Here is an 18,963-nt window from a genome sequence, read left to right as displayed (position 1 = left end):
TTAGTCAATCCTTTCATTCACCTTTAAAAGTGCGTTTGATTTTATCGAAGAATGAGCTAGAATACTCATCAGGTGATTCACCCTCAATGGATGCAAACTCACGCAGTAATTCCTTTTGGCGCTCCGTCATCTTTTTCGGTGTAATCACTTTGACGATGACATGTTGGTCGCCTGTTCCATGACCGTGTACGTTTGGAACCCCTTTTCCACGGAGGCGGAAAGTTGTGCCGTTTTGTGTACCCGCCGGTATCTTCAACTTCACTTTTCCATGCACCGTCTGGACTTCGAGTTCGTCTCCTAATGATGCTTGTGGGAACGTCAAGTTCAACTCTAATATAATATCATCTTCTTCTCGAATGAAACGTTTATGTGGACGAACATTAAAGACGATGTACAAGTCTCCAGGAGGTCCTCCATTAATTCCTGCTTCACCTTGACCGCCTACCCGTAAACGTTGTCCTTGATCTACACCAGCAGGAATCGTTATTTTGATGACTTTGTTTTTCGTTACGCGACCTTTACCACGGCATGCTTCACATTTTTCAGGAATAATTTTCCCTGTACCCTGGCATGTAGGGCATGTTCTGCGGTTGACAACTTGACCAAATGGTGTGTTTTGAGCGAATGAAACCTCACCCGCACCATTACATTCCGTACATGTTTTAACGCTTGTACCTTTTTTAGCACCAGTGCCGTCACACGTATCGCATTCTTCCTCGCGCGGGATGTCGATTTCTGTTTCTTTACCGAAAATTGCATCCATAAATTCGACTGTCATAGTATATTGCAAGTCATTACCTTTTTGCGGAGCATTTGGATCTCTTCTTCTTGCACTGCCACCGAAGAACGTACTAAAAATATCTTCAAAGCCGAAGCCATCTGCACCTCCGCCACCGAATCCTCCGAAGCCTGCACCCGGTCCATTATGACCGTATTGATCATATTCGGCTCTTTTGTTCTCATCGCTCAACACTTCAAATGCTTCTGTTACTTCTTTAAATTTCACTTCCGCATCCGCTTCTTTATTTAAATCCGGATGGAACTTCTTAGAAAGTGTACGGTATGCTTTGCGGATCTCTTCCTTCGTAGCGGATTTAGATACGCCCAGCACCTCATAGTAATCTCGTTTACTCATCATTGCACCCCTCATCGCATTTTACCTGTTGTCCATTGTAACACGTTGATATTGAATTTTGTTAAGTTAACAAACGAAAAAGTCAAAGCCGGAATTTCGGACTTTGACTTTTCCGTCAATAGCTATTTCAATTTACTTATTTATTGTCTTTGTCGTCTTCTACTTCTTCGAAATCTGCATCCACTACACCGTCGTCTTCTTGACCTGGTTGTGCGTCGCCTTGAGCAGCTTGTGCTTCTGCAGCAGCTTGCTCATATAGTTTTACAGATAGAGCTTGGACTAATTCGTCAAGTTTTTCTTTCTTCGTACGAATTTGATCAAGGTCTCCAGATTCATTAGCAGCTTTCAATTCTTCCAACGCCGCTTCTGCTTCTTTCACTTCCGCTTCATCCACTTTTCCTTCTATATCTTTAAGTGTCTTTTCAGCCATAAATACTAGCTGATCCGCTTCGTTGCGAAGTTCTGCTTCTTCTTTACGCTTTTTATCTTCTTCAGCGTGCGCTTCTGCATCTTTAACCATTTGATCGATCTCCTCATCAGAAAGGCCTGAGCTAGATTGGATCGTGATGTTCTGTTCTTTCTGTGTACCCATATCTTTCGCTTTAACATTTACGATACCGTTTTTGTCGATGTCGAATGTTACTTCGATTTGTGGTACACCCCGTGGTGCTGGTGGAATATCCGTCAATTGGAAACGACCTAATGTTTTATTGTCAGTTGCCATCGGACGCTCACCTTGCAATACATGGATATCTACTGCTGGCTGGTTGTCAGCTGCTGTAGAGAACACTTGTGATTTACTTGTAGGGATTGTCGTGTTGCGGTCGATTAGTTTTGTGAAAACAGAGCCCATTGTTTCGATACCTAATGATAGAGGTGTTACGTCAAGAAGTACAACGTCTTTTACGTCTCCAGTTAGGATGGAACCTTGAACTGCTGCCCCCATTGCCACTACTTCATCTGGGTTTACGCCTTTGAATGGCTCTTTGCCTGTTACATTTTTAATTGCTTCTTGTACTGCTGGAATACGTGTAGAACCACCAACTAAGATGACACGGTCGATGTCAGATGCTGATAGATCTGCATCTTTTAATGCTTGACGAGTTGGAATCATAGAACGTTCTACTAGGTTTGCAGTCAACTCATCGAATTTACCGCGAGTTAATGTGATTTCCATGTGTAATGGGCCTGCTTCTCCAGCTGTGATGAATGGAAGAGAGATTGAAGTAGACGTTACACCAGACAAGTCTTTCTTCGCTTTTTCAGCTGCATCTTTCAAACGTTGCATAGCCATTTTGTCTTTAGAAAGATCAATGGAGTTCTCTTTACGGAATTCCTGTACCAAGTAATCCATAATGATATCATCAAAGTCGTCTCCACCAAGTTTATTGTCACCTGCTGTTGAACGCACTTGGAATACTCCGTCACCAAGCTCAAGAATGGATACGTCAAACGTACCGCCACCTAGGTCATATACTAAGATAGTTTGATCTTCTTCTGTTTTATCCAAACCATAAGCAAGTGCTGCTGCTGTTGGCTCGTTGATGATACGCTCTACTTCAAGACCAGCGATTTTACCAGCATCTTTTGTTGCTTGACGCTGTGCATCGTTAAAGTACGCAGGAACTGTAATTACAGCCTTCGTTACTTTTTCGCCTAAGTATTCTTCAGCATAGCCCTTCATGTATTGAAGGATCATAGCAGAAACTTCTTGTGGAGAATATTCTTGGCCATCCACTTCTACTTTATAATCCGTACCCATATGTCTCTTAACAGACATAATTGTGTTAGGGTTTGTGATGGATTGACGTTTAGCTACTTCTCCTACTTGACGTTCGCCATTTTTGAATGCCACAACAGATGGTGAAGTTCTGTTACCTTCAGGGTTCGGAATTACTTTCGCTTCTCCGCCTTCATATACTGCTACTACCGAGTTTGTTGTTCCTAAGTCAATACCGATAATTTTACTCATGTGTAATTTTCCTCCTATAATGTGAATGCTGTAATTTTTTATTCGTTTACTTTAACCATTGACGGTCGTAGTACACGTTCTTTAAGTTTATATCCTTTTTGCAGTTCTTCCAAAACAATTCCAGAATCTTTATCTTCTTCATTGCCTGTCATCACTGCCTGATGGAAGTTCGGATCAAATTCTTGATCAAGGGCTTCGATTTCTTCCAATCCATCAGATTTCAAAGCTTCTACTAATGAACGGTAGACCATTTCCATCCCTGTTAAAAGTGCTTTCGTCTCTTCCTCTTTTGCTTCAACAGAAAGTGCGCGTTCAAAGTTATCCAGTACAGGCAACACATTAACCAGTACGTTTTGCGCACGGTATGTTTGCAACGTTTGATAGTCGAGTGAAGCTCGTCTCTTAACGTTTTCCATGTCTGCCAATACGCGTAATTTCTTACCCTCTTCTTCTTCAAGAGCTTTCGTTAATTCATCTATTTTTTTCTCAAGTTCTTGTTCTCTAGTGAGCTCTTCGACGACTTCTTCAACATCTTGCTGTTCTGTCGCTTCCGTTTGCTCTAGCTCATTTTCGGAAAGATTTTCATCTAGTTGCTCTTCAAACTCTTGGTTTTCTTTCACTTGTCTTGCCTCCCGTTCCCGTCTTTTCCGATGGTTAACCGATGAAGTGCAGAAGATAAATCACTGCTTAGTATATCGAGCAATGTAATGACTCTTCCGTAATCCATCCGCTTCGGACCGATAATTGCGATGGAACCTTCCATATTCTCTCCTGCCGAGTACGTGGAAGTAATCACGCTATAGTCTTCCATATCAATCACATTATTTTCAGAACCAATCCGAACTTGAATACCTTGTTCGTTTTTTTGGAAAAGCCCCATGGCAGGATTGCCTTTCTCTATCAACTCAAAAAATGATTGCATCTTCTGGAAGTCGTGAAATTCCGGTTGTTTCCACATATTCAATTTCCCACCAAAATACAATCGCTCTTCCGGCTCCACTGCCATTGCTTGTTGCAAGGAGCTGAATAATTGTTCAGCTTGGTGAATATGCTGTTCAAAAACATACTTCGCTTCGAGTTGCAATTTTTGTTGCAACTGCACAAGCGATGTGCCGATTAGGCGGTCATTTAAAATATTTACCGTCTTCTCAATTTCCGAAGCAGTAAGACCAGGTGGAACATCAAAAATCCGATTTTCCACATGTCCGTTATCAGTTACGATAATCGCCACTGCTCGTTGTTGATCTAATGGAACAATAGAGAATTTCTTCACGGCATGTGTAGATGTGTCAGGTCCAAGTAGGATGGACGTATAATTCGTCAAGTCAGATAGAATGGTTGCGGATTTCCGAATTAATTCTTCCGACTCTCCAACTCTCTCCTGAAACACTGTACGCAACTGCAAGCTGTCCTCCAGGCCTAGAGCTTGTGGTTGCAATAAATGGTCCACAAAGAACCGATAGCCTTTTTCGGAAGGCACTCTTCCAGATGATGTGTGAGTCTTTTCTAAATAACCCATATCCTCCAGATCCGCCATGTCATTCCGAATTGTTGCCGAACTAAATGGCGCTTCCGGCTTTTTCGACAGTTGTCTGGAACCAACCGGTTGTGCAGACTCGATGAAATCTTTCACTGTCAATTGTAGTATGAGCAATTGTCTGTTTGTCAACATGATCATCACTCCTGTTAGCACTCATTAACCTCGAGTGCTAATACTACTCATAATTTATCAAATTCTATTTTATATGTCAACGAATCAAACTCAATCTCCTAATAAAAATTCCTGAAATACCGAATTCCCTTGAAAAACACCTTTTCTAGTCAAGCGAAGATGGTCTCCATCCATTTCTAGAAGCCCTTGCTGTTGCATTTTTTCTATCGGTTTGCTGAATACTTTATCAATCGGCCGCTGAAATTTCTGCTCGAATTCTCGCATCGAAACTCCCTCAATGATTCGTAAACCTAGAAACATTTCTTCTTCCATTGATTCAGCAAGAGTTACTTCGTGTACTTCTTTACGAGGTAGCTTCCCTTCCTCCAATAGATTAATGTAATGTGTTAACGGTCCGACGTTCGCATAACGTTCTTTTCCTATATAACCGTGCGCACCTGCACCAATACCTGCATAGTGAGAGTTTTCCCAATAAATCAGATTATGAAACGAAGGATGATCAGTTTTTGCAAAATTACTGATTTCATATTGATCGCGGCCTGCCGCATTCATGCGTTCGATCACCATGGAGAACATTTCTGCTTCAATATCCTCCCCCGGTAACGGTAGTTTCCCTTTGACCATGCGATTGTAAAAAACCGTTTTCGGTTCCACGATTAATGAATAGGCGGAATAATGAGGCAGGTCAAGCGCTAATGCACGATCGAGTGTTTCTTCCCACTCCTTCACTGTCTGAGTTGGTAAGCTGTACATTAAATCGATACTAATGTTTTCAAAGCCAACTTTACGCGCAGCCTTAATAACTTTCTCTACGTCTTCATTGGAATGCGTGCGTCCAATTTGTTTCAGTAATCGGTCGTTGAAGGTTTGCACACCGATAGACAAGCGATTCACACCTTTTTCCTTCAATATAGAAAGTTGCCCTTCCGATAAATCATCCGGATTTGCTTCCGTTGTAAATTCCTTCAATGCCTCGACATCGATATACTGTGAAACGATCGTCAGTAACCGGTCGAGCTGGGCGATGTTGAGTGCTGTCGGTGTGCCACCGCCTAAGAAAACGGTTTCCACTTCATCAAAAGAATAACCCGCTTCTTTCATATAATAAAACTCTTTGCCAATCGATTCGATGTATTGATCGACTGGTTGGTTTTTTAGAAATACTTTATTGAAATCGCAATAATGACAAATTTGCTGGCAAAACGGTATATGGATATACACTCCCCGCATGCAGTCACTTCCTTTGTGTAAGTATGTAAACGGCAAAAAGAGGGCGATTTGCCCCCTTTTCGCTGAATTTAATTAATCTTCATCCATCTTCAAAACCGCCATGAATGCTTCTTGTGGAACTTCCACTGAGCCTACTTGCTTCATCTTTTTCTTACCTTCTTTTTGTTTCTCAAGCAGTTTACGCTTACGAGAAATATCTCCACCGTAACATTTTGCTAAAACGTTTTTCCCCATCGATTTGATAGTTGAACGTGCAACGATTTTCTGCCCGATTGCTGCTTGCACAGGAACCTCAAACTGTTGTCTTGGAATTAACGACTTCAGTTTTTCAACGATTGCCTTCCCACGTTCGTAGCTAAAGTCATTGTGCACGATAAAGCTCAACGCATCGACAGTTTCCCCGTTTAACAAAATGTCCATCTTAACGAGTTTCGATCGCTTATAGCCAATCAATTCATAATCTAGGGAGGCGTACCCTTTTGTACTAGACTTTAATTGGTCAAAGAAGTCATAAACAATTTCAGCTAATGGCAGTTCATATATGATATTGACACGGGATGCGTCCATATAATCCATTGTCATGAAATCTCCGCGTTTACGCTGACAGAGCTCCATGACGGATCCTACGTAATCATTCGGTACCATAATGGAAGCTTTAACATATGGTTCTTCAACAAAGTCTACTTTTTGTGCACTAGGCATCATCGACGGGTTATCGACGTTCATCGTCGAACCATCCGTTAAGTTTACTTTATAAATAACGCTCGGCGCTGTCGTGATCAAGTCGATGTTGAATTCACGTTCGATTCGTTCTTGAATGATCTCCATATGCAACAGTCCAAGGAAACCACAACGGTAACCGAAGCCTAACGCTTGAGATGTCTCTGGCTCATATTCAAGTGCAGAATCATTCAGTTCGAGCTTTTCAAGCGCTTCACGCAAATCGTTGTATTTGGATGTATCGATTGGATACAGTCCACAGAACACCATCGGATTCATACGACGGTAACCTGGCAATGCTTCCTCTGCAGGATCATTGACAAGTGTTATCGTATCCCCCACTTGAGTATCGCCTACCGTTTTAATGGAAGCAGATAAGAATCCTACATCTCCAACTGTCAATTCGTCACGTGGAGAAATACTTGGAGTGAAAACACCTAGTTCCAGTACTTCAAATTCTTTACCTGTTGCCATCATGCGAATCATATCGCCAGGCTTTACTTTTCCTTCTACGATACGAATATTGACAATAACACCTTTATATTGATCATAGTGAGAGTCAAAGATCAACGCTTTCAATGGCGCTTCCGGATCTCCTTGAGGTGCTGGCACTTTTTCTACGATCTGTTCTAAGATTTCATCAATTCCAATTCCCGCTTTCGCAGAAGCTAAAACTGCTTCAGATGCATCTAATCCAATCACATCTTCAATTTCTCTTTTCACACGATCCGGATCCGCTGCCGGGAGGTCGATTTTATTAATAACAGGTAATATTTCTAAATCATTGTCTAACGCCAGATAAACGTTCGCCAATGTTTGCGCTTCGATGCCTTGCGCAGAATCTACTACAAGAATAGCCCCTTCACAAGCAGCTAAACTTCTTGATACTTCATATGTGAAGTCTACGTGTCCTGGTGTATCGATTAAATGGAATGTATAGTCTTCACCATTCAATGCTGTATAGACTAACTGAACGGCATTCAATTTAATGGTGATACCGCGTTCACGTTCCAAGTCCATCGAATCCAATGATTGGGCCTTCATGTTACGTGTTTTCACTATTTCTGTTTTTTCTAATATCCGATCCGCCAGCGTTGATTTCCCGTGGTCGATATGGGCAATGATAGAAAAATTTCGAATGTTTTTTTGACGTGCTGCTCTCTGCTCTTGATTCATCACTGTTCACTCCTACATGTACGTACCTATTTAAGCTACTTGAATTATAGCAGTGAACGGTTCAGACTTCAATATTTGAAAGATTATTGCACAATCATCATAGCAGAAACAGATTCACCAATAACAGAGATCGTTTGGTTGATCTCCATTTCTGTATTACCCACCCCACCCATTTCGAGTAAAATGATGCTTGTATTTAGATCTTGATTGTATTTACCATCGACACCACGTCCACCTTTAATAATGATCTCCCGTGTAATGCCAGGCACTAATTTTTCCATCTCGTTTTTCAATTGTTTTGCTTTGGCCAGGTTCCGTTCGTAATACGGGTGGTCTCTTCCAATTACAAATGCTACTTTTGCATAGCGTTGACCGGCGTGTGTTATCGTCGTTTTTGAAGGCCCTAGCGAATCTCTATGCATGTCGATGACTAAGTCATAAGATTGCTCGTTAACCTTCTTTTCCACATAGGGTCTAATCGCAGCATAAGAGCGATGATACGGTATCTTCTTTTGTTGCATGATTTTCACAATATCGATATCGAGCTGTTCTGCTGCAAGGCCATGTGAAATTAAATTCTCTTTTAGCCTCTCGCCCACTTTTAAAATATTCTCAGAATGATGAGATACCGCCACTTTTCCATTCGCCGCTTGCGTAATAGGTTCATACGCTTCATGTGAGTGAGTCGAATAAATCAACACATTTCCTTCTGTCTTCGGTCGAATATCTTCTTCCAACACATTGGATGCGTAGACAATTGTGCTCGGTTCCTTTAACGAGAGGGCAGTGGAAATGGTTGGCTGTTTGGGAATGTACTGCAATACAACAGGAAAGATGAACAATACAAAAATAACGCTCATCCAGATTTGCAAAGTTTTTTTCATAGTAATCCCTCCATCTTCCACACTATGCGGAAGAAAAAAGGTCAATGACTAGTTCATGCATTTACTTTGTGAATCCAGGTAATTAATGAAGAGGATAATGCAATTGCGTAATTTGCCACCCATGAATCAATTTCTTTTGGAGAAATAAATGTCGCCAACTCCTGATTTGTCAGTACTTCTTCAAATAATTGGATTCGTTCTTCATGCGTCCACGATGACCAATCACCAAATATAGGGCCAAGCGCTGTACGATCCGCATCTTTTGTTGAACGTTGGGGGAAACGACCCGTTGAAAGTTTAGACGAAGGCATACTCTCTTCTTCTATTCTAGCTGCAATATAGCCGAACATCGTATCGATAGCATCTGCCACCAATACAGGTCCGTCCACTACTGTTGGTACACCTATTGCAATCACAGGGATACCAAGACTTTTTTCCGATAACTCTTTGCGGCTGTTCCCTACACCTGAACCAGGATGAATACCGGTATCCGTCAGCTGAACCGTGCGGCAAAGCCTTGCGCTACTCCTTGCAGCAAGCGCATCGACGACCAGCAATAAATCGGGCTTACTTTGATCCACAATCGCTTTAACGAATGAAGCAGTTTCCAAACCAGTCTGAATGGTTACACCCGGCGCATACACCATTACACCGCTCTCGTCTGCTTCGTAATAATCTGGTATAACTTCCTTCACATAATCCATAACGGCGGGTCCAACAGCGTCTGGTGTAATCTCTCGGTTGCCGAGACCGACACACAATACTTTTTTCACGTCACCCGGTAACTTTTCTTTAATCAATGTGTCCATTTTTTCCACCACAAGTTCACATAATGCTTGGAGCTCATCAATTTCGTGAACAGCAAGTGTCGGAATCGTCAGCGTAATATATGTACCTTTCGCTTTTCCGATTTCTTCTTCCCCTTCCGCTGTCACTTTTACAGTTGTCGCCTTAATTCGACCGATTGTTTGTTCTTCGACACATATTCCGGACATTTCCTTCAATTTTTTTTCTTCTTGCTCGGTCTGATGTCTGACAAACTCATCACTTTCATCAATTAAATCTGTGCGGTAATAGTTGATTTTGCTCATTTTCTTCACCTCTACTAGTAAGTTTGTGCAATTTATCGGTGTTTATTCTCAAATAGATTACTGTAAAGTTGAATCACTTTACTTTTTTTCTTGCAATCTGGCGGTAGCTTTGATAAAATTATGCTTGTTGTAAAGAGATATCCGGATGATTGTGGAAACACTCTTGCCTTACCTGAAAGCTGGAGGTGAATGAAATGCCAAACATTAAAGGTGCTATTAAACGCGTGAAGCAAAGTGCTGCTGCTAACGAGCAAAACTCTCACGTAAAAGCTTCTATGCGTACTGCAATCCGTAAAGCGGATGCGGCTCTTATTAATAAAGAAGAGAACGCTGAAGAACTTTTGAGAGATGCTGTGAAACAATTGGATACTGCTGCCCGTAAAGGTCTTATCCCAAGAAACACTGCTGCTCGTCAAAAATCACGTCTAACTAAAAAAGCTCAATAATGATATGTTAAAAGACTGCCTCTTCGTGACGGCAGTCTTTTTTTGCGTTCTTATAATCCATTCATTAAAAATAATTCCAATTTACGCTGACGGTTACCACTCGTTGTTTTAAGTTGCAGATCAATAGTCGCTAAATCATCCAACGCTTTCAGCAACACTTGCAAAGGAGGTAGCTGACGTTGCATCATCAATTTAACACGATACGGGTGGATCCGAAGCGTTGTAGCAATTTGTTGTTGCTGATAACCCTTTTTACGTAAATTCGTCACATGAATCATTAAACGTACTTGACTCGCAACGAGTGATGCCAGCATGATTGGCTCTTCACCATTACGTAATAAATCATGATAGACCGCGATTGATTCCGCTCGTTTATTGTTGACGAATGAATCTGTTAGGCGGAATACATCCATCTCAGGTGTCCTGGCTACTAATTGCTCAATCGTATTCGTATCCACCGTACCTTTAAACGCTAAGTAGCCAGCGAGCTTGTCCACTTCTGTCGACAATGTCAGTAAGTCGGTTCCAGACATCTCCATAAGAAATTCAGCTGTCTTTTTATCGAATTCAATACCTTTATCCTTACCTTGCTGCATAACCCACGTGGATACATCTTGCCCTTGTAAAGCAACCGCTTCTACAATAACTGCATGCTTTTTTATTTTTTTCGTAATTTTCTTCCGCGCATCTAATTTTTCATATGGTGCCACGAAAACTACGGTAGCAGTAGGTGATGGATTTTCAAGCCATTTTTCCAATAGTTCTAGTTGATGGTTCTGCTTTTCCTTCGATTGATCCGTCGCTTTCAAGAATGAACAGTTTTTTGCGACGATTAATTTATGGTCGACTAAAAATGGAAATTCATTCGCCACTTCAAGTACGGCTTGGATGGGAATCTCTTCTAAATCAAAACGATTCACTTCAGAAGTTGTCATACCTGGGATTGCTTTGATTAATTTCTTAATCGTTTCGTCCAATAAGTGCTGCTCTGTGCCTGTTAGTAGATAAACTGGTTGCACATCACCTTTTTCAATTTGACTCCAAATTTTTGTAATCACTTTTTTCACCTCAATTACCGATTGCTTGCTAATAAAAACCTGTGATAACTATACATGAAAATCAACCCTTTCTCCATACTAGCATGTAAAGGAGGTTTTTTAATGAAAAAGTCTGAGCGTCTAAAAACAAATTCTCATAAAAATTCGAAGCCTGTAGAGAAAGAGGAAATATCACTTGAGTTAACAGAACTCGAACATTTAGCGCCGAAACAGGAACCGATGACTCCGAACCATCGGGAGACAGCAGAAAAGGACAAATATTATTAATTCTAAGATGAGGTGGAGTTTGCTATAAGCAACTCCGCTCTTGTAACTTACAACATACTTACTCTATGAACAATTTGTGTCAACATACGTTGCAACTCCTAAAAACTGCGATTTTAATGGATTTTTCTTTCACTTTCATCTATACTTAGTATGGAATTAGGAGGTGTAGCAATGAATGAATTTGAACATGATGTCCAATCCAAACGTAATGATGCGATTGACAGTGGCATCGGCTTTATAGTAGCGTTTATCGGTTTTTCTGCAATTTTTGTTGTTGCTACGATCATCGATATCGTCGCTCTCTAATCAACTGTTGTATAAAATAGACACATCCACCAAACTGGCGGATGTGTCTATTTATTTTTCTATCGACTTGAAGTGGCAGTATACACTCCGTCTTTCACACGTAATTCAATAGTTCCTTGTTCAGCAGTTGACCAAAACGGAATGCTATGTTCACGGAAACGGTCAGTCACTTCTGCATGCGGATGCCCGTATGGACTATTCCTCCCTGCTGATACAATAATAAACTCCGGCTTAAGAAAACGAATAAACGGCTCCGTACTCGACGTCTTACTTCCATGATGGCCGGCTTTTAGTACGACTCGTTGAAAATCTGCGGCCATATATCTTTCTAAAAATCGTTGCTCCCCCTCTTTTTCGAGATCTCCTGGAAAGATGAAATGAAGGTCTTTTTCCTTCATCACAAGTACTAATGAACTATCATTACCGTCATATATACGCTCTTCAGGTGCTACATATTGGAATTGATAGTCTCCTATTTTCCAATTCATGCCTTCTCCGACTAATTGCACTGAAATGCTCTGTTTTTTTGCCAGTGGCAACATTTCCTCCATTGCATTCTCTTGTTCACTTCCAGGCGACAAATGAATTTCCTGTACTTTTAACTCTTCCAAGACTTCGTCGGCACCCTCCATATGATCCAAATCGGCATGGGATATGATCAGCCGGTCAATTTTCATGATCCCTTTTGCTTTTAAGTAGGGCACGACAATATTTCGTCCGATTTCAAAAGGCTGCTTGGATGTTTTCCAGTCCGTTTCGCCAAAGCGGACCACTCCACCTGTATCTATCACATACACCGCTTTACGATAAGGCATTTCGATTATCGTGCTATCCCCTTGCCCGACATCTATATAGGAAATGACCACATCACGATGAAGCATCGGCTTAATTTCCAGATAGAGTGCTGGGAGTAGTAAGCAAATAAGACCGAACACGACGAACTTCTTCCTTTCCAGACAGACAAGGAAGATGAGAATACCAATGACGGCAAGCGCTGCCCCAACCCCATCCGGTTGTCCGGGTGTCCACATTTGGTAGGGGAACGAAGCAAACCATGTCGTCATACTACCAATCCATTGCCTCACGGGTTCATAAATAATGAATAGGAAAGTTTCCAATGGTGGTGCTACGTACGTACAAATCAGCAACAGTAAATTAGCAGGCAAAATAAATATAGAATACAACGGAACATAGAACAAATTCGCAATAAAAGAAGAAATCGACAACTCGTAGAAGTGATATAGCAAAATAGGATAAAGCGCGACTTGCGTGATGACAGTAACAAGGAACGAAACGACCATTCCATTTTTCGCTTGGCTAAGAATAGCTGACGAATACAATAAAGAAAATGCAGCTAAATACGATAGCTGAAATCCCGGTTGAAAGACGATATATGGTTGCATTACGATAAAAAATAATGCACTTATAGCAAGTGCATCATCTAGGCGCAATTTAAAATTTCCTGAAACAGCAAGCAATACAATCATTGTCACCGTCACCGCACGCCAGACAGACGGTGCTCCACCTGCAATACATGCGTAGATTGGTAAAAACATGAGTAATCCGTAGGTCACCCATTCTTTGCGGAAACCGATACGTAGCAAAATAGCTCGAAAGAAAAACGTTAATAAACCGACATGCAACCCAGATATCGCAAAGAGATGCGTAATACCAAGCGTCTGATACTCTTTCTGCAAGATACGATCCATCCCCGAACGGTCACCAATCAATAACGCTTCAGCTTCTGTAACAAGTGAGGGTGGAAATCGGTCGTGAATATGTTGTTTGATTGTAGAGCGGTAGTGAGAGAGTCGTGAACGAATTGTGGCGAGTGGTACGCTCGAGGTTATACGAGTGGCTTCTAGAACTCCCGCCGCGCCATTCATTCGTAAATAGCGTGCCATATCGAACGAATAATCATGAGCTGCCGGTTCCAATTCTTTTGGCTCTACTTCAGCCGTGAACTGATAGGTCGCTAATCGTGCAGATTGAAATTGACTTTTTTGCACTTCAGAAGGAAATGAATACATCATATAGACGATTGTGCCATCAGTCAGTGTAGCGAAACCTTTCACTTTAGCACCATCGATTTTCACTTGATCTTTCCAATGAAATGTCACGACCGAAGCGTCAGGAAGAGTTGTGGATTGACTCGAGAAATAGAAAAAAGAGAGACTTGCAAGAAGTGTGCAAAGAAGGAGGTGTAAATAATCTTTGCGTAAAAAGTAGAACGGTATGAGGAATAATGCATTCAAAAATAAAAGCGATCCTGAAAGCTCAGCTGCAAACGCAGAAATCGCAACAGGAATCGCTATATACATCCAACGTATCGATCGGATTAATTGCCAAATAAATGATTCACCCTTTGCAAAAGGGCATCCAGTTCTTCAGGTTCAGCGCCAAGTTCCTGCATTTTAGTCAACATCTCGTTGAATAATGAAAATTTCTCTTCACTAGCGAAGTCAATCGAACGCTCATCAAAAGGCACTTTTTCAATCTCTACACCTGCTTGAGCAAATAGCTCGAGTGCATACTCGCTGTTCCGATAATCTTCCGCATATTTAACGCGTTCAATCCCCGCCTGAATCAATGCTTTACTACACTGTAAACACGGGAAGTGTGTGACATAAATGGTTGCTTTCGCAACCGGTATGCCGTATTTAGCACATTGCAATAATGCGTTCATTTCCGAGTGTATCGTTCGAACACAGTGATTATCCACGACATAACAGTCATGTTCAATACAATGGTCTCCGCCCGATATCGAACCATTGTAGCCGCCAGCAATAATGCGTTGATCGCGTACTAAAATGGAACCTACCGAGAGTCGTGTGCATGTACTGCGCATCGCCAGCAAATGACTTTGCGCCATGAAGAACTGATCCCAAGTAATTCGCTCCATACGGTTGCCTCCATCAATTAAGAATAATATTTGGTTCTAATTTTTCAAATGTTTTGTCACCAATACCTGACACATTCTTTATTCCATCCAATTGCGAAAAAGGTCCATGCTCTTCACGGTATTGGACAATCGCCATAGCTTTTGCCGGGCCAATGCCAGGAAGCGTCTGAAAATCACTTTCATTCGCAGTATTGATATTGACTTTTGAAGTGGAACTGTCCGTTGATGAGGATGACGCTGTAGCCGGCTGCTCGTATACGGGAGGCTCTTCTCCTGCGATCGGTACATAGACGACAGATTCATCTTGCAGTCTTTGAGCGTGATTCAATAGCCTGGTATCAGCGGCCTCTGTGTAGCCTCCTGCTTTGTCGACCGCATCAAGCAAGCGATCGCCATCTTGCATCGAATACAGTCCAGGATGTTTCACAGCGCCTTTAACGTCTACGAGAATAGTAACAGAGACCGCTTCAGCGACTAATTCAACAGGTGCTTCCAGTTCTTTATTTTGTTCAGCGATTTCAATAGATTCAATTGGTTCAAATAGGGATTGTCCACGTTCTTCGGAAAGTTGATCCGGTCTTGGGGGAAAGAACAAAACGGTGGATAGTACAGCGAATGCTGCAATAGGAATGATCAATGTACGCCATTTTTCGGTAAGGAATGAACGGATAAGCAACCATCCTTTCTTTCAGCACCGTATGGAGTCCTATTAACTATACCCGATTCCGAATTACTATGGTAGCCCTATTTTCGAACTTGAAAGAATATTCTTTCGCTCTCTTCTTCGGGTGCTTCATCTTCCCAATCTGCAAAAATTCTTTCAATGTGGAATCCAACTTCTTCCAGCATTTGAACATATTCCGGTACTGCAAACGATCGTTGCATATGTACTTCATCAAAACGTTGATAGGAATGATCTTCTTGTTTTACGAAAAACGCCAGCTCGGAATAAATGGAGTGATTCTCATCTCCAGGAGCCGTCTGCCATATATACGCAATACGTCGATTATCAAAAACAAAAGGCCCTTCAAGAAAGATCTCATCCATCTTACATAATGAATGCACATCAAATAGCAACACGCCACCTCTAGCAAGCGCTCCATAAATTCGTCGGAACGTCTCCACGACATCTTGCTGTTGGATTACATAATTCAGTGAATCGATTGCGATGATGGCGGCATCAAATGTACCTTCTACTTCTAGTCGCTGCATAGGTTGTTCGATAAACTGAATATCTAGAGAAAGGGACTGTGCACGATGTGAAGCGACCTCCAGCATATCAGCGGAAAGATCAATAGCAGTTACATATGCCCCTTTTTTCGCGAGTTTCGCAGAAAGCAAACCGGTTCCGCACCCTATATCCAATACCTTTTTCCCTGAAACGCCAGCAGACGCCAAATCGAGTAACTCGACATAGGCGTCATACGGAATATCATTCATTAGTTCGTCATAAATTGATGCGAACGCTGAATAGGATGAGCTCATACTTCATCCTCAACGTTTAGTAGTTGTGCGTCTCCCCATAGCTTTTCCAAGTTATAGAATCCGCGTTCGTCTCTGTGGAATACATGAACGACTACATCCAGAAGATCTACTAAAATCCAACGACCCGCATCGAATCCTTCCAAACGTTTCACTGTGTACCCTTCTTTTGAAGCCACATCTGCCACTTCACGCGCGATGGCTTGTACTTGTCGTTCAGAGTTAGCATGACAAATGATGAATTGATCAGCAATTAGTGAAATGCCCTCCATGTTTAATACTACGATGTCTTCCGCTTTCTTACTATCTACTGCTTCATAAGCTAATTCTAATAATGTTGGCATATTTCACTGTTCCTTTCTTCTACGTACATGTTCATTATAGCAGTCAAATGAATGTGGAAAAATGACTGCGTATCGCTGAACTAAAAATTTAAATGTATGCTGGATGCATTCTGTCATTTGATCTTCCAGCGTTTCTCCATCAATACGTTGGCGTAGCTCTTCGATACCCGGAAATTTTCTTCCTGGTTCGATTAAATCAGCGATATAGATCACTTTCTCCAAATCACTCATTTTCGAACGTCCCGTCGTATGAAAACGGATGGCTTGCAAGATATCTTGATCTTCTACGCCATACCGCTCTTTCGCAAGCATAGCGCCAACCGGGGCATGCCACAATTCGGAGTGATACTGTGCATAGAGGTCATACTCTTCGTCCCGTTTTAGTAATTCGAGTAATTCATCTTTATCCATAAACTTGGCGTAATCATGGAAGAGACCGGCAATTTCAGCCTTTTCTACTGACACACCCATCTCTTCAGCTAATTTCATAGCTGTTTCCGTGACTCGCAGTACGTGTTCATAACGCGCTTTCGGTAATCGTTGTTCTAGGTCATTTCTAACTTGTTGAAGATCCATATAATCTCTCCTCTCGAATGTAAGCTTCGACAGCCGGGGGAATCAAAAGTTGCACGGTTCCACCTTCTACAAAACGTTGGCGGATCAATGTGGATGACAAATCAAGTTGTGGTGTTTCTACCAATTGTACCGGGATTGCAGAAGCGTTATCAGCACCTGGACGTTTTACACCGATAAACGTAACCATTTCGAGTAAATCCTCAATTCGGTACCATGTCGGTAACTGATCAATCATATCTCCGCCAATAATGAAATGAAAATGAACATCTGTTTCATTTTGTATTAACTGCGACATCGTATCATATGTAAAAGATACTCCGCCACGCTCAATTTCAAATGATGACGCACGCAAACCTTCCACTTCATCTACTGCTAGTTTCACCATTTGCAGGCGCTGCTCAGCCGACGCATCACCTGTCGCAATCTTGTGTGGCGCAACGGCAGTAGGCATCAACCATACTTCATCTAACTGTAGTGCATAGCGCACTTCATTGGCAATCAATAAATGTCCAGTATGTGGCGGATTGAAAGTTCCGCCCAAAATGCCGATTTGTTTCATCTGATTCTCCTTACGGTAATTGTATGCGTTTCTTCTCTGTCGATTCTCTGTATAAAACAATTGTGCTACCGATGATTTGGACTACGTGAATACCTTTGTACGCACCAATCTTTTCAGCAATTTCCTTTTTATCTTCATCGCAATTTTGAAGGACACTCACTTTAAGTAATTCACGTGCTTCGAGTGCTTCGTCAATTTGCACGAGAATTGCGTCAGTCAAACCACTTTTCCCAATTTGGAATAATGCATCCAAATGATGTGCTTCGCTGCGTAAAAATCTTTTTTGTTTACCTGTTAACATGTTTACCCGCCAACTTTCATTGTAATCATATCGTTCATCTTTTTTGTGTCAGGATAGACGCCTGTCCACTTTTCAAAAGCGAGAGCACCTTGATGGACGAACATTCCTATACCGTTCATCGTCTTGGCGCCTGCTTGTTTTGCTTGTCGTAAAAATTCTGTTTCAAGCGGATTGTAAATTATGTCCGCTACTACTGCACCGTCTGCGACATTCTTTGGATCGAGCGGTAGTCCTTCTTGTGCAAAGTTCATACCGACAGATGTCGTTTGTACTACAAGTCCAAACTCGCCAAGACGAGCTTCAGCGTCTTCAATAGAAAGCGCATGACCATCCATCATATCTGTCGCTAGTTCTGCAGCTCTTGAAGCGGTCCGATTCGTGAAATAAAGAGGCCCATAGCCAGCTGACTGCAACGCGAAGGCGATGCCTCTAGCCGCACCGCCAGCTCCAATAAGTAATACCGAGCCATTCACTGAATCTGAAAACTCTTCTAGCGATTTCACGAACCCCGCTCCATCCGTATTGGCACCGAGTAGTTTACCATCCTCTGTTTGATAAACTGTGTTGACCGCATTCATAACCGTTGCTGACTCGTCCACTTCGTCGAGGAAAGGAAGAATCGCCTGCTTATGGGGTACTGTCACATTGAAGCCGGAGCATCCAAGTGAACGCAAGCTGTTTATCGTTTGTTCTAAACTTCCCACTGTTGCATGAATCGGTATATACGTTGCGTCCAAAGCGTTTTCTTTAAACCACTGATCATGCATGACCGGTGACATCGATTGCGCGATGGGATCGCCTATAACCGCATACCATTTTTTCATTTGGTCTTTCCTCCTGTC

At 42.0% G+C, this 18,963-nt stretch carries 21 protein-coding genes; 3 read left to right on the top strand and 18 right to left on the bottom strand.

The window, feature by feature from the left end; all coding sequences use genetic code 11:
• Nucleotides 1-13: 13 nt before the first annotated feature.
• The 8 genes from dnaJ to gpr all read right to left on the bottom strand — a co-directional run bounded on the left by dnaJ (nucleotide 14) and on the right by gpr (nucleotide 9,880).
• Nucleotides 14-1,135: a molecular chaperone DnaJ gene (dnaJ, locus tag CSV73_RS02180; protein WP_085133491.1), complete on the bottom strand. Its 1,122-nt coding sequence runs from the start codon at nucleotides 1,133-1,135 to the stop codon at nucleotides 14-16.
• Nucleotides 1,136-1,271: 136 nt separating this feature from the next.
• Complete coding sequence (gene dnaK / locus CSV73_RS02175; RefSeq protein WP_085133490.1) at nucleotides 1,272-3,107, bottom strand: molecular chaperone DnaK; 1,836 nt, start codon at nucleotides 3,105-3,107, stop codon at nucleotides 1,272-1,274.
• A gap of 38 nt (nucleotides 3,108-3,145) precedes the next feature.
• Entirely contained in the window at nucleotides 3,146-3,727 is a 582-nt protein-coding gene (grpE, locus tag CSV73_RS02170) for a nucleotide exchange factor GrpE (protein ID WP_085133489.1), read from the bottom strand.
• On the bottom strand, nucleotides 3,724-4,779 hold the full coding sequence (gene hrcA, locus CSV73_RS02165) for a heat-inducible transcriptional repressor HrcA (protein WP_085133488.1): 1,056 nt from the start codon (nucleotides 4,777-4,779) through the stop codon (nucleotides 3,724-3,726). Before hrcA ends, grpE begins: the two co-directional genes overlap by 4 nt.
• A gap of 90 nt (nucleotides 4,780-4,869) precedes the next feature.
• Nucleotides 4,870-6,009: a radical SAM family heme chaperone HemW gene (gene hemW / locus CSV73_RS02160; protein WP_099626495.1), complete on the bottom strand. Its 1,140-nt coding sequence runs from the start codon at nucleotides 6,007-6,009 to the stop codon at nucleotides 4,870-4,872.
• A gap of 72 nt (nucleotides 6,010-6,081) precedes the next feature.
• Entirely contained in the window at nucleotides 6,082-7,905 is a 1,824-nt protein-coding gene (gene lepA, locus CSV73_RS02155; RefSeq protein WP_085133486.1) for a translation elongation factor 4, read from the bottom strand.
• A gap of 83 nt (nucleotides 7,906-7,988) precedes the next feature.
• A complete protein-coding gene (spoIIP, locus tag CSV73_RS02150; protein ID WP_233191751.1) occupies nucleotides 7,989-8,789 on the bottom strand; it encodes a stage II sporulation protein P in 801 nt (266 codons plus the stop codon).
• Nucleotides 8,790-8,842: 53 nt separating this feature from the next.
• Nucleotides 8,843-9,880 (bottom strand): GPR endopeptidase, encoded by a 1,038-nt coding sequence (gene gpr, locus CSV73_RS02145; RefSeq protein ID WP_099626494.1) that lies wholly within the window; start codon nucleotides 9,878-9,880, stop codon nucleotides 8,843-8,845.
• Nucleotides 9,881-10,074: 194 nt separating this feature from the next.
• Here gpr and rpsT point away from each other — a divergent pair, with 194 nt between their 5' ends.
• On the top strand, nucleotides 10,075-10,326 hold the full coding sequence (gene rpsT / locus CSV73_RS02140; RefSeq protein ID WP_085133484.1) for a 30S ribosomal protein S20: 252 nt from the start codon (nucleotides 10,075-10,077) through the stop codon (nucleotides 10,324-10,326).
• A 50-nt stretch (nucleotides 10,327-10,376) separates the two neighbouring features.
• Here rpsT and holA read toward each other — a convergent pair whose 3' ends face one another.
• Nucleotides 10,377-11,384 carry a DNA polymerase III subunit delta gene (gene holA, locus CSV73_RS02135; protein ID WP_099626493.1) on the bottom strand — a complete coding sequence of 336 codons (1,008 nt, stop codon included), beginning with the start codon at nucleotides 11,382-11,384 and terminating at the stop codon, nucleotides 10,377-10,379.
• 102 nt (nucleotides 11,385-11,486) lie between these two features.
• Between holA and CSV73_RS16555 the strand changes: the two genes are divergently transcribed.
• A complete protein-coding gene (locus tag CSV73_RS16555) occupies nucleotides 11,487-11,651 on the top strand; it encodes a hypothetical protein (RefSeq protein ID WP_198166036.1) in 165 nt (54 codons plus the stop codon).
• Nucleotides 11,652-11,822: 171 nt separating this feature from the next.
• Nucleotides 11,823-11,957 carry a YqzM family protein gene (locus CSV73_RS02130; protein ID WP_029054667.1) on the top strand — a complete coding sequence of 45 codons (135 nt, stop codon included), beginning with the start codon at nucleotides 11,823-11,825 and terminating at the stop codon, nucleotides 11,955-11,957.
• Nucleotides 11,958-12,016: 59 nt separating this feature from the next.
• Here the strand turns inward: CSV73_RS02130 and CSV73_RS02125 are convergent, their stop codons facing one another.
• From CSV73_RS02125 to aroE, 9 genes are all read right to left on the bottom strand, one after another.
• The gene (locus CSV73_RS02125) at nucleotides 12,017-14,278 is read right to left on the bottom strand and encodes a DNA internalization-related competence protein ComEC/Rec2 (RefSeq protein ID WP_099626492.1); all 2,262 of its coding nucleotides are present in this window, start codon (nucleotides 14,276-14,278) and stop codon (nucleotides 12,017-12,019) included.
• A gap of 17 nt (nucleotides 14,279-14,295) precedes the next feature.
• Nucleotides 14,296-14,859 carry a ComE operon protein 2 gene (locus tag CSV73_RS02120; protein ID WP_085133481.1) on the bottom strand — a complete coding sequence of 188 codons (564 nt, stop codon included), beginning with the start codon at nucleotides 14,857-14,859 and terminating at the stop codon, nucleotides 14,296-14,298.
• A gap of 13 nt (nucleotides 14,860-14,872) precedes the next feature.
• The gene (locus CSV73_RS02115; RefSeq protein WP_233191752.1) at nucleotides 14,873-15,535 is read right to left on the bottom strand and encodes a helix-hairpin-helix domain-containing protein; all 663 of its coding nucleotides are present in this window, start codon (nucleotides 15,533-15,535) and stop codon (nucleotides 14,873-14,875) included.
• A gap of 68 nt (nucleotides 15,536-15,603) precedes the next feature.
• Nucleotides 15,604-16,344 (bottom strand): class I SAM-dependent DNA methyltransferase, encoded by a 741-nt coding sequence (locus CSV73_RS02110; RefSeq protein ID WP_099626491.1) that lies wholly within the window; start codon nucleotides 16,342-16,344, stop codon nucleotides 15,604-15,606.
• Nucleotides 16,341-16,685: a ribosome silencing factor gene (gene rsfS, locus CSV73_RS02105; RefSeq protein WP_085133478.1), complete on the bottom strand. Its 345-nt coding sequence runs from the start codon at nucleotides 16,683-16,685 to the stop codon at nucleotides 16,341-16,343. Before rsfS ends, CSV73_RS02110 begins: the two co-directional genes overlap by 4 nt.
• A gap of 3 nt (nucleotides 16,686-16,688) precedes the next feature.
• Entirely contained in the window at nucleotides 16,689-17,261 is a 573-nt protein-coding gene (yqeK, locus tag CSV73_RS02100) for a bis(5'-nucleosyl)-tetraphosphatase (symmetrical) YqeK (RefSeq protein WP_099626490.1), read from the bottom strand.
• Complete coding sequence (locus CSV73_RS02095) at nucleotides 17,242-17,820, bottom strand: nicotinate-nucleotide adenylyltransferase (protein WP_085133476.1); 579 nt, start codon at nucleotides 17,818-17,820, stop codon at nucleotides 17,242-17,244. Before CSV73_RS02095 ends, yqeK begins: the two co-directional genes overlap by 20 nt.
• A gap of 10 nt (nucleotides 17,821-17,830) precedes the next feature.
• The gene (gene yhbY / locus CSV73_RS02090) at nucleotides 17,831-18,121 is read right to left on the bottom strand and encodes a ribosome assembly RNA-binding protein YhbY (RefSeq protein ID WP_085133475.1); all 291 of its coding nucleotides are present in this window, start codon (nucleotides 18,119-18,121) and stop codon (nucleotides 17,831-17,833) included.
• Nucleotides 18,122-18,123: 2 nt separating this feature from the next.
• On the bottom strand, nucleotides 18,124-18,945 hold the full coding sequence (aroE, locus tag CSV73_RS02085) for a shikimate dehydrogenase (protein ID WP_099626489.1): 822 nt from the start codon (nucleotides 18,943-18,945) through the stop codon (nucleotides 18,124-18,126).
• Between the last annotated feature and the right edge of the window lie 18 nt (nucleotides 18,946-18,963).

The organism is Sporosarcina sp. P1 (assembly GCF_002743155.1).
Classification (GTDB): Bacteria; Bacillota; Bacilli; order Bacillales_A; family Planococcaceae; genus Sporosarcina; species Sporosarcina ureae_B.
Note: the sequence above shows the minus strand (reverse complement) of the source record. Positions and strands in the feature narration are given on the sequence as shown.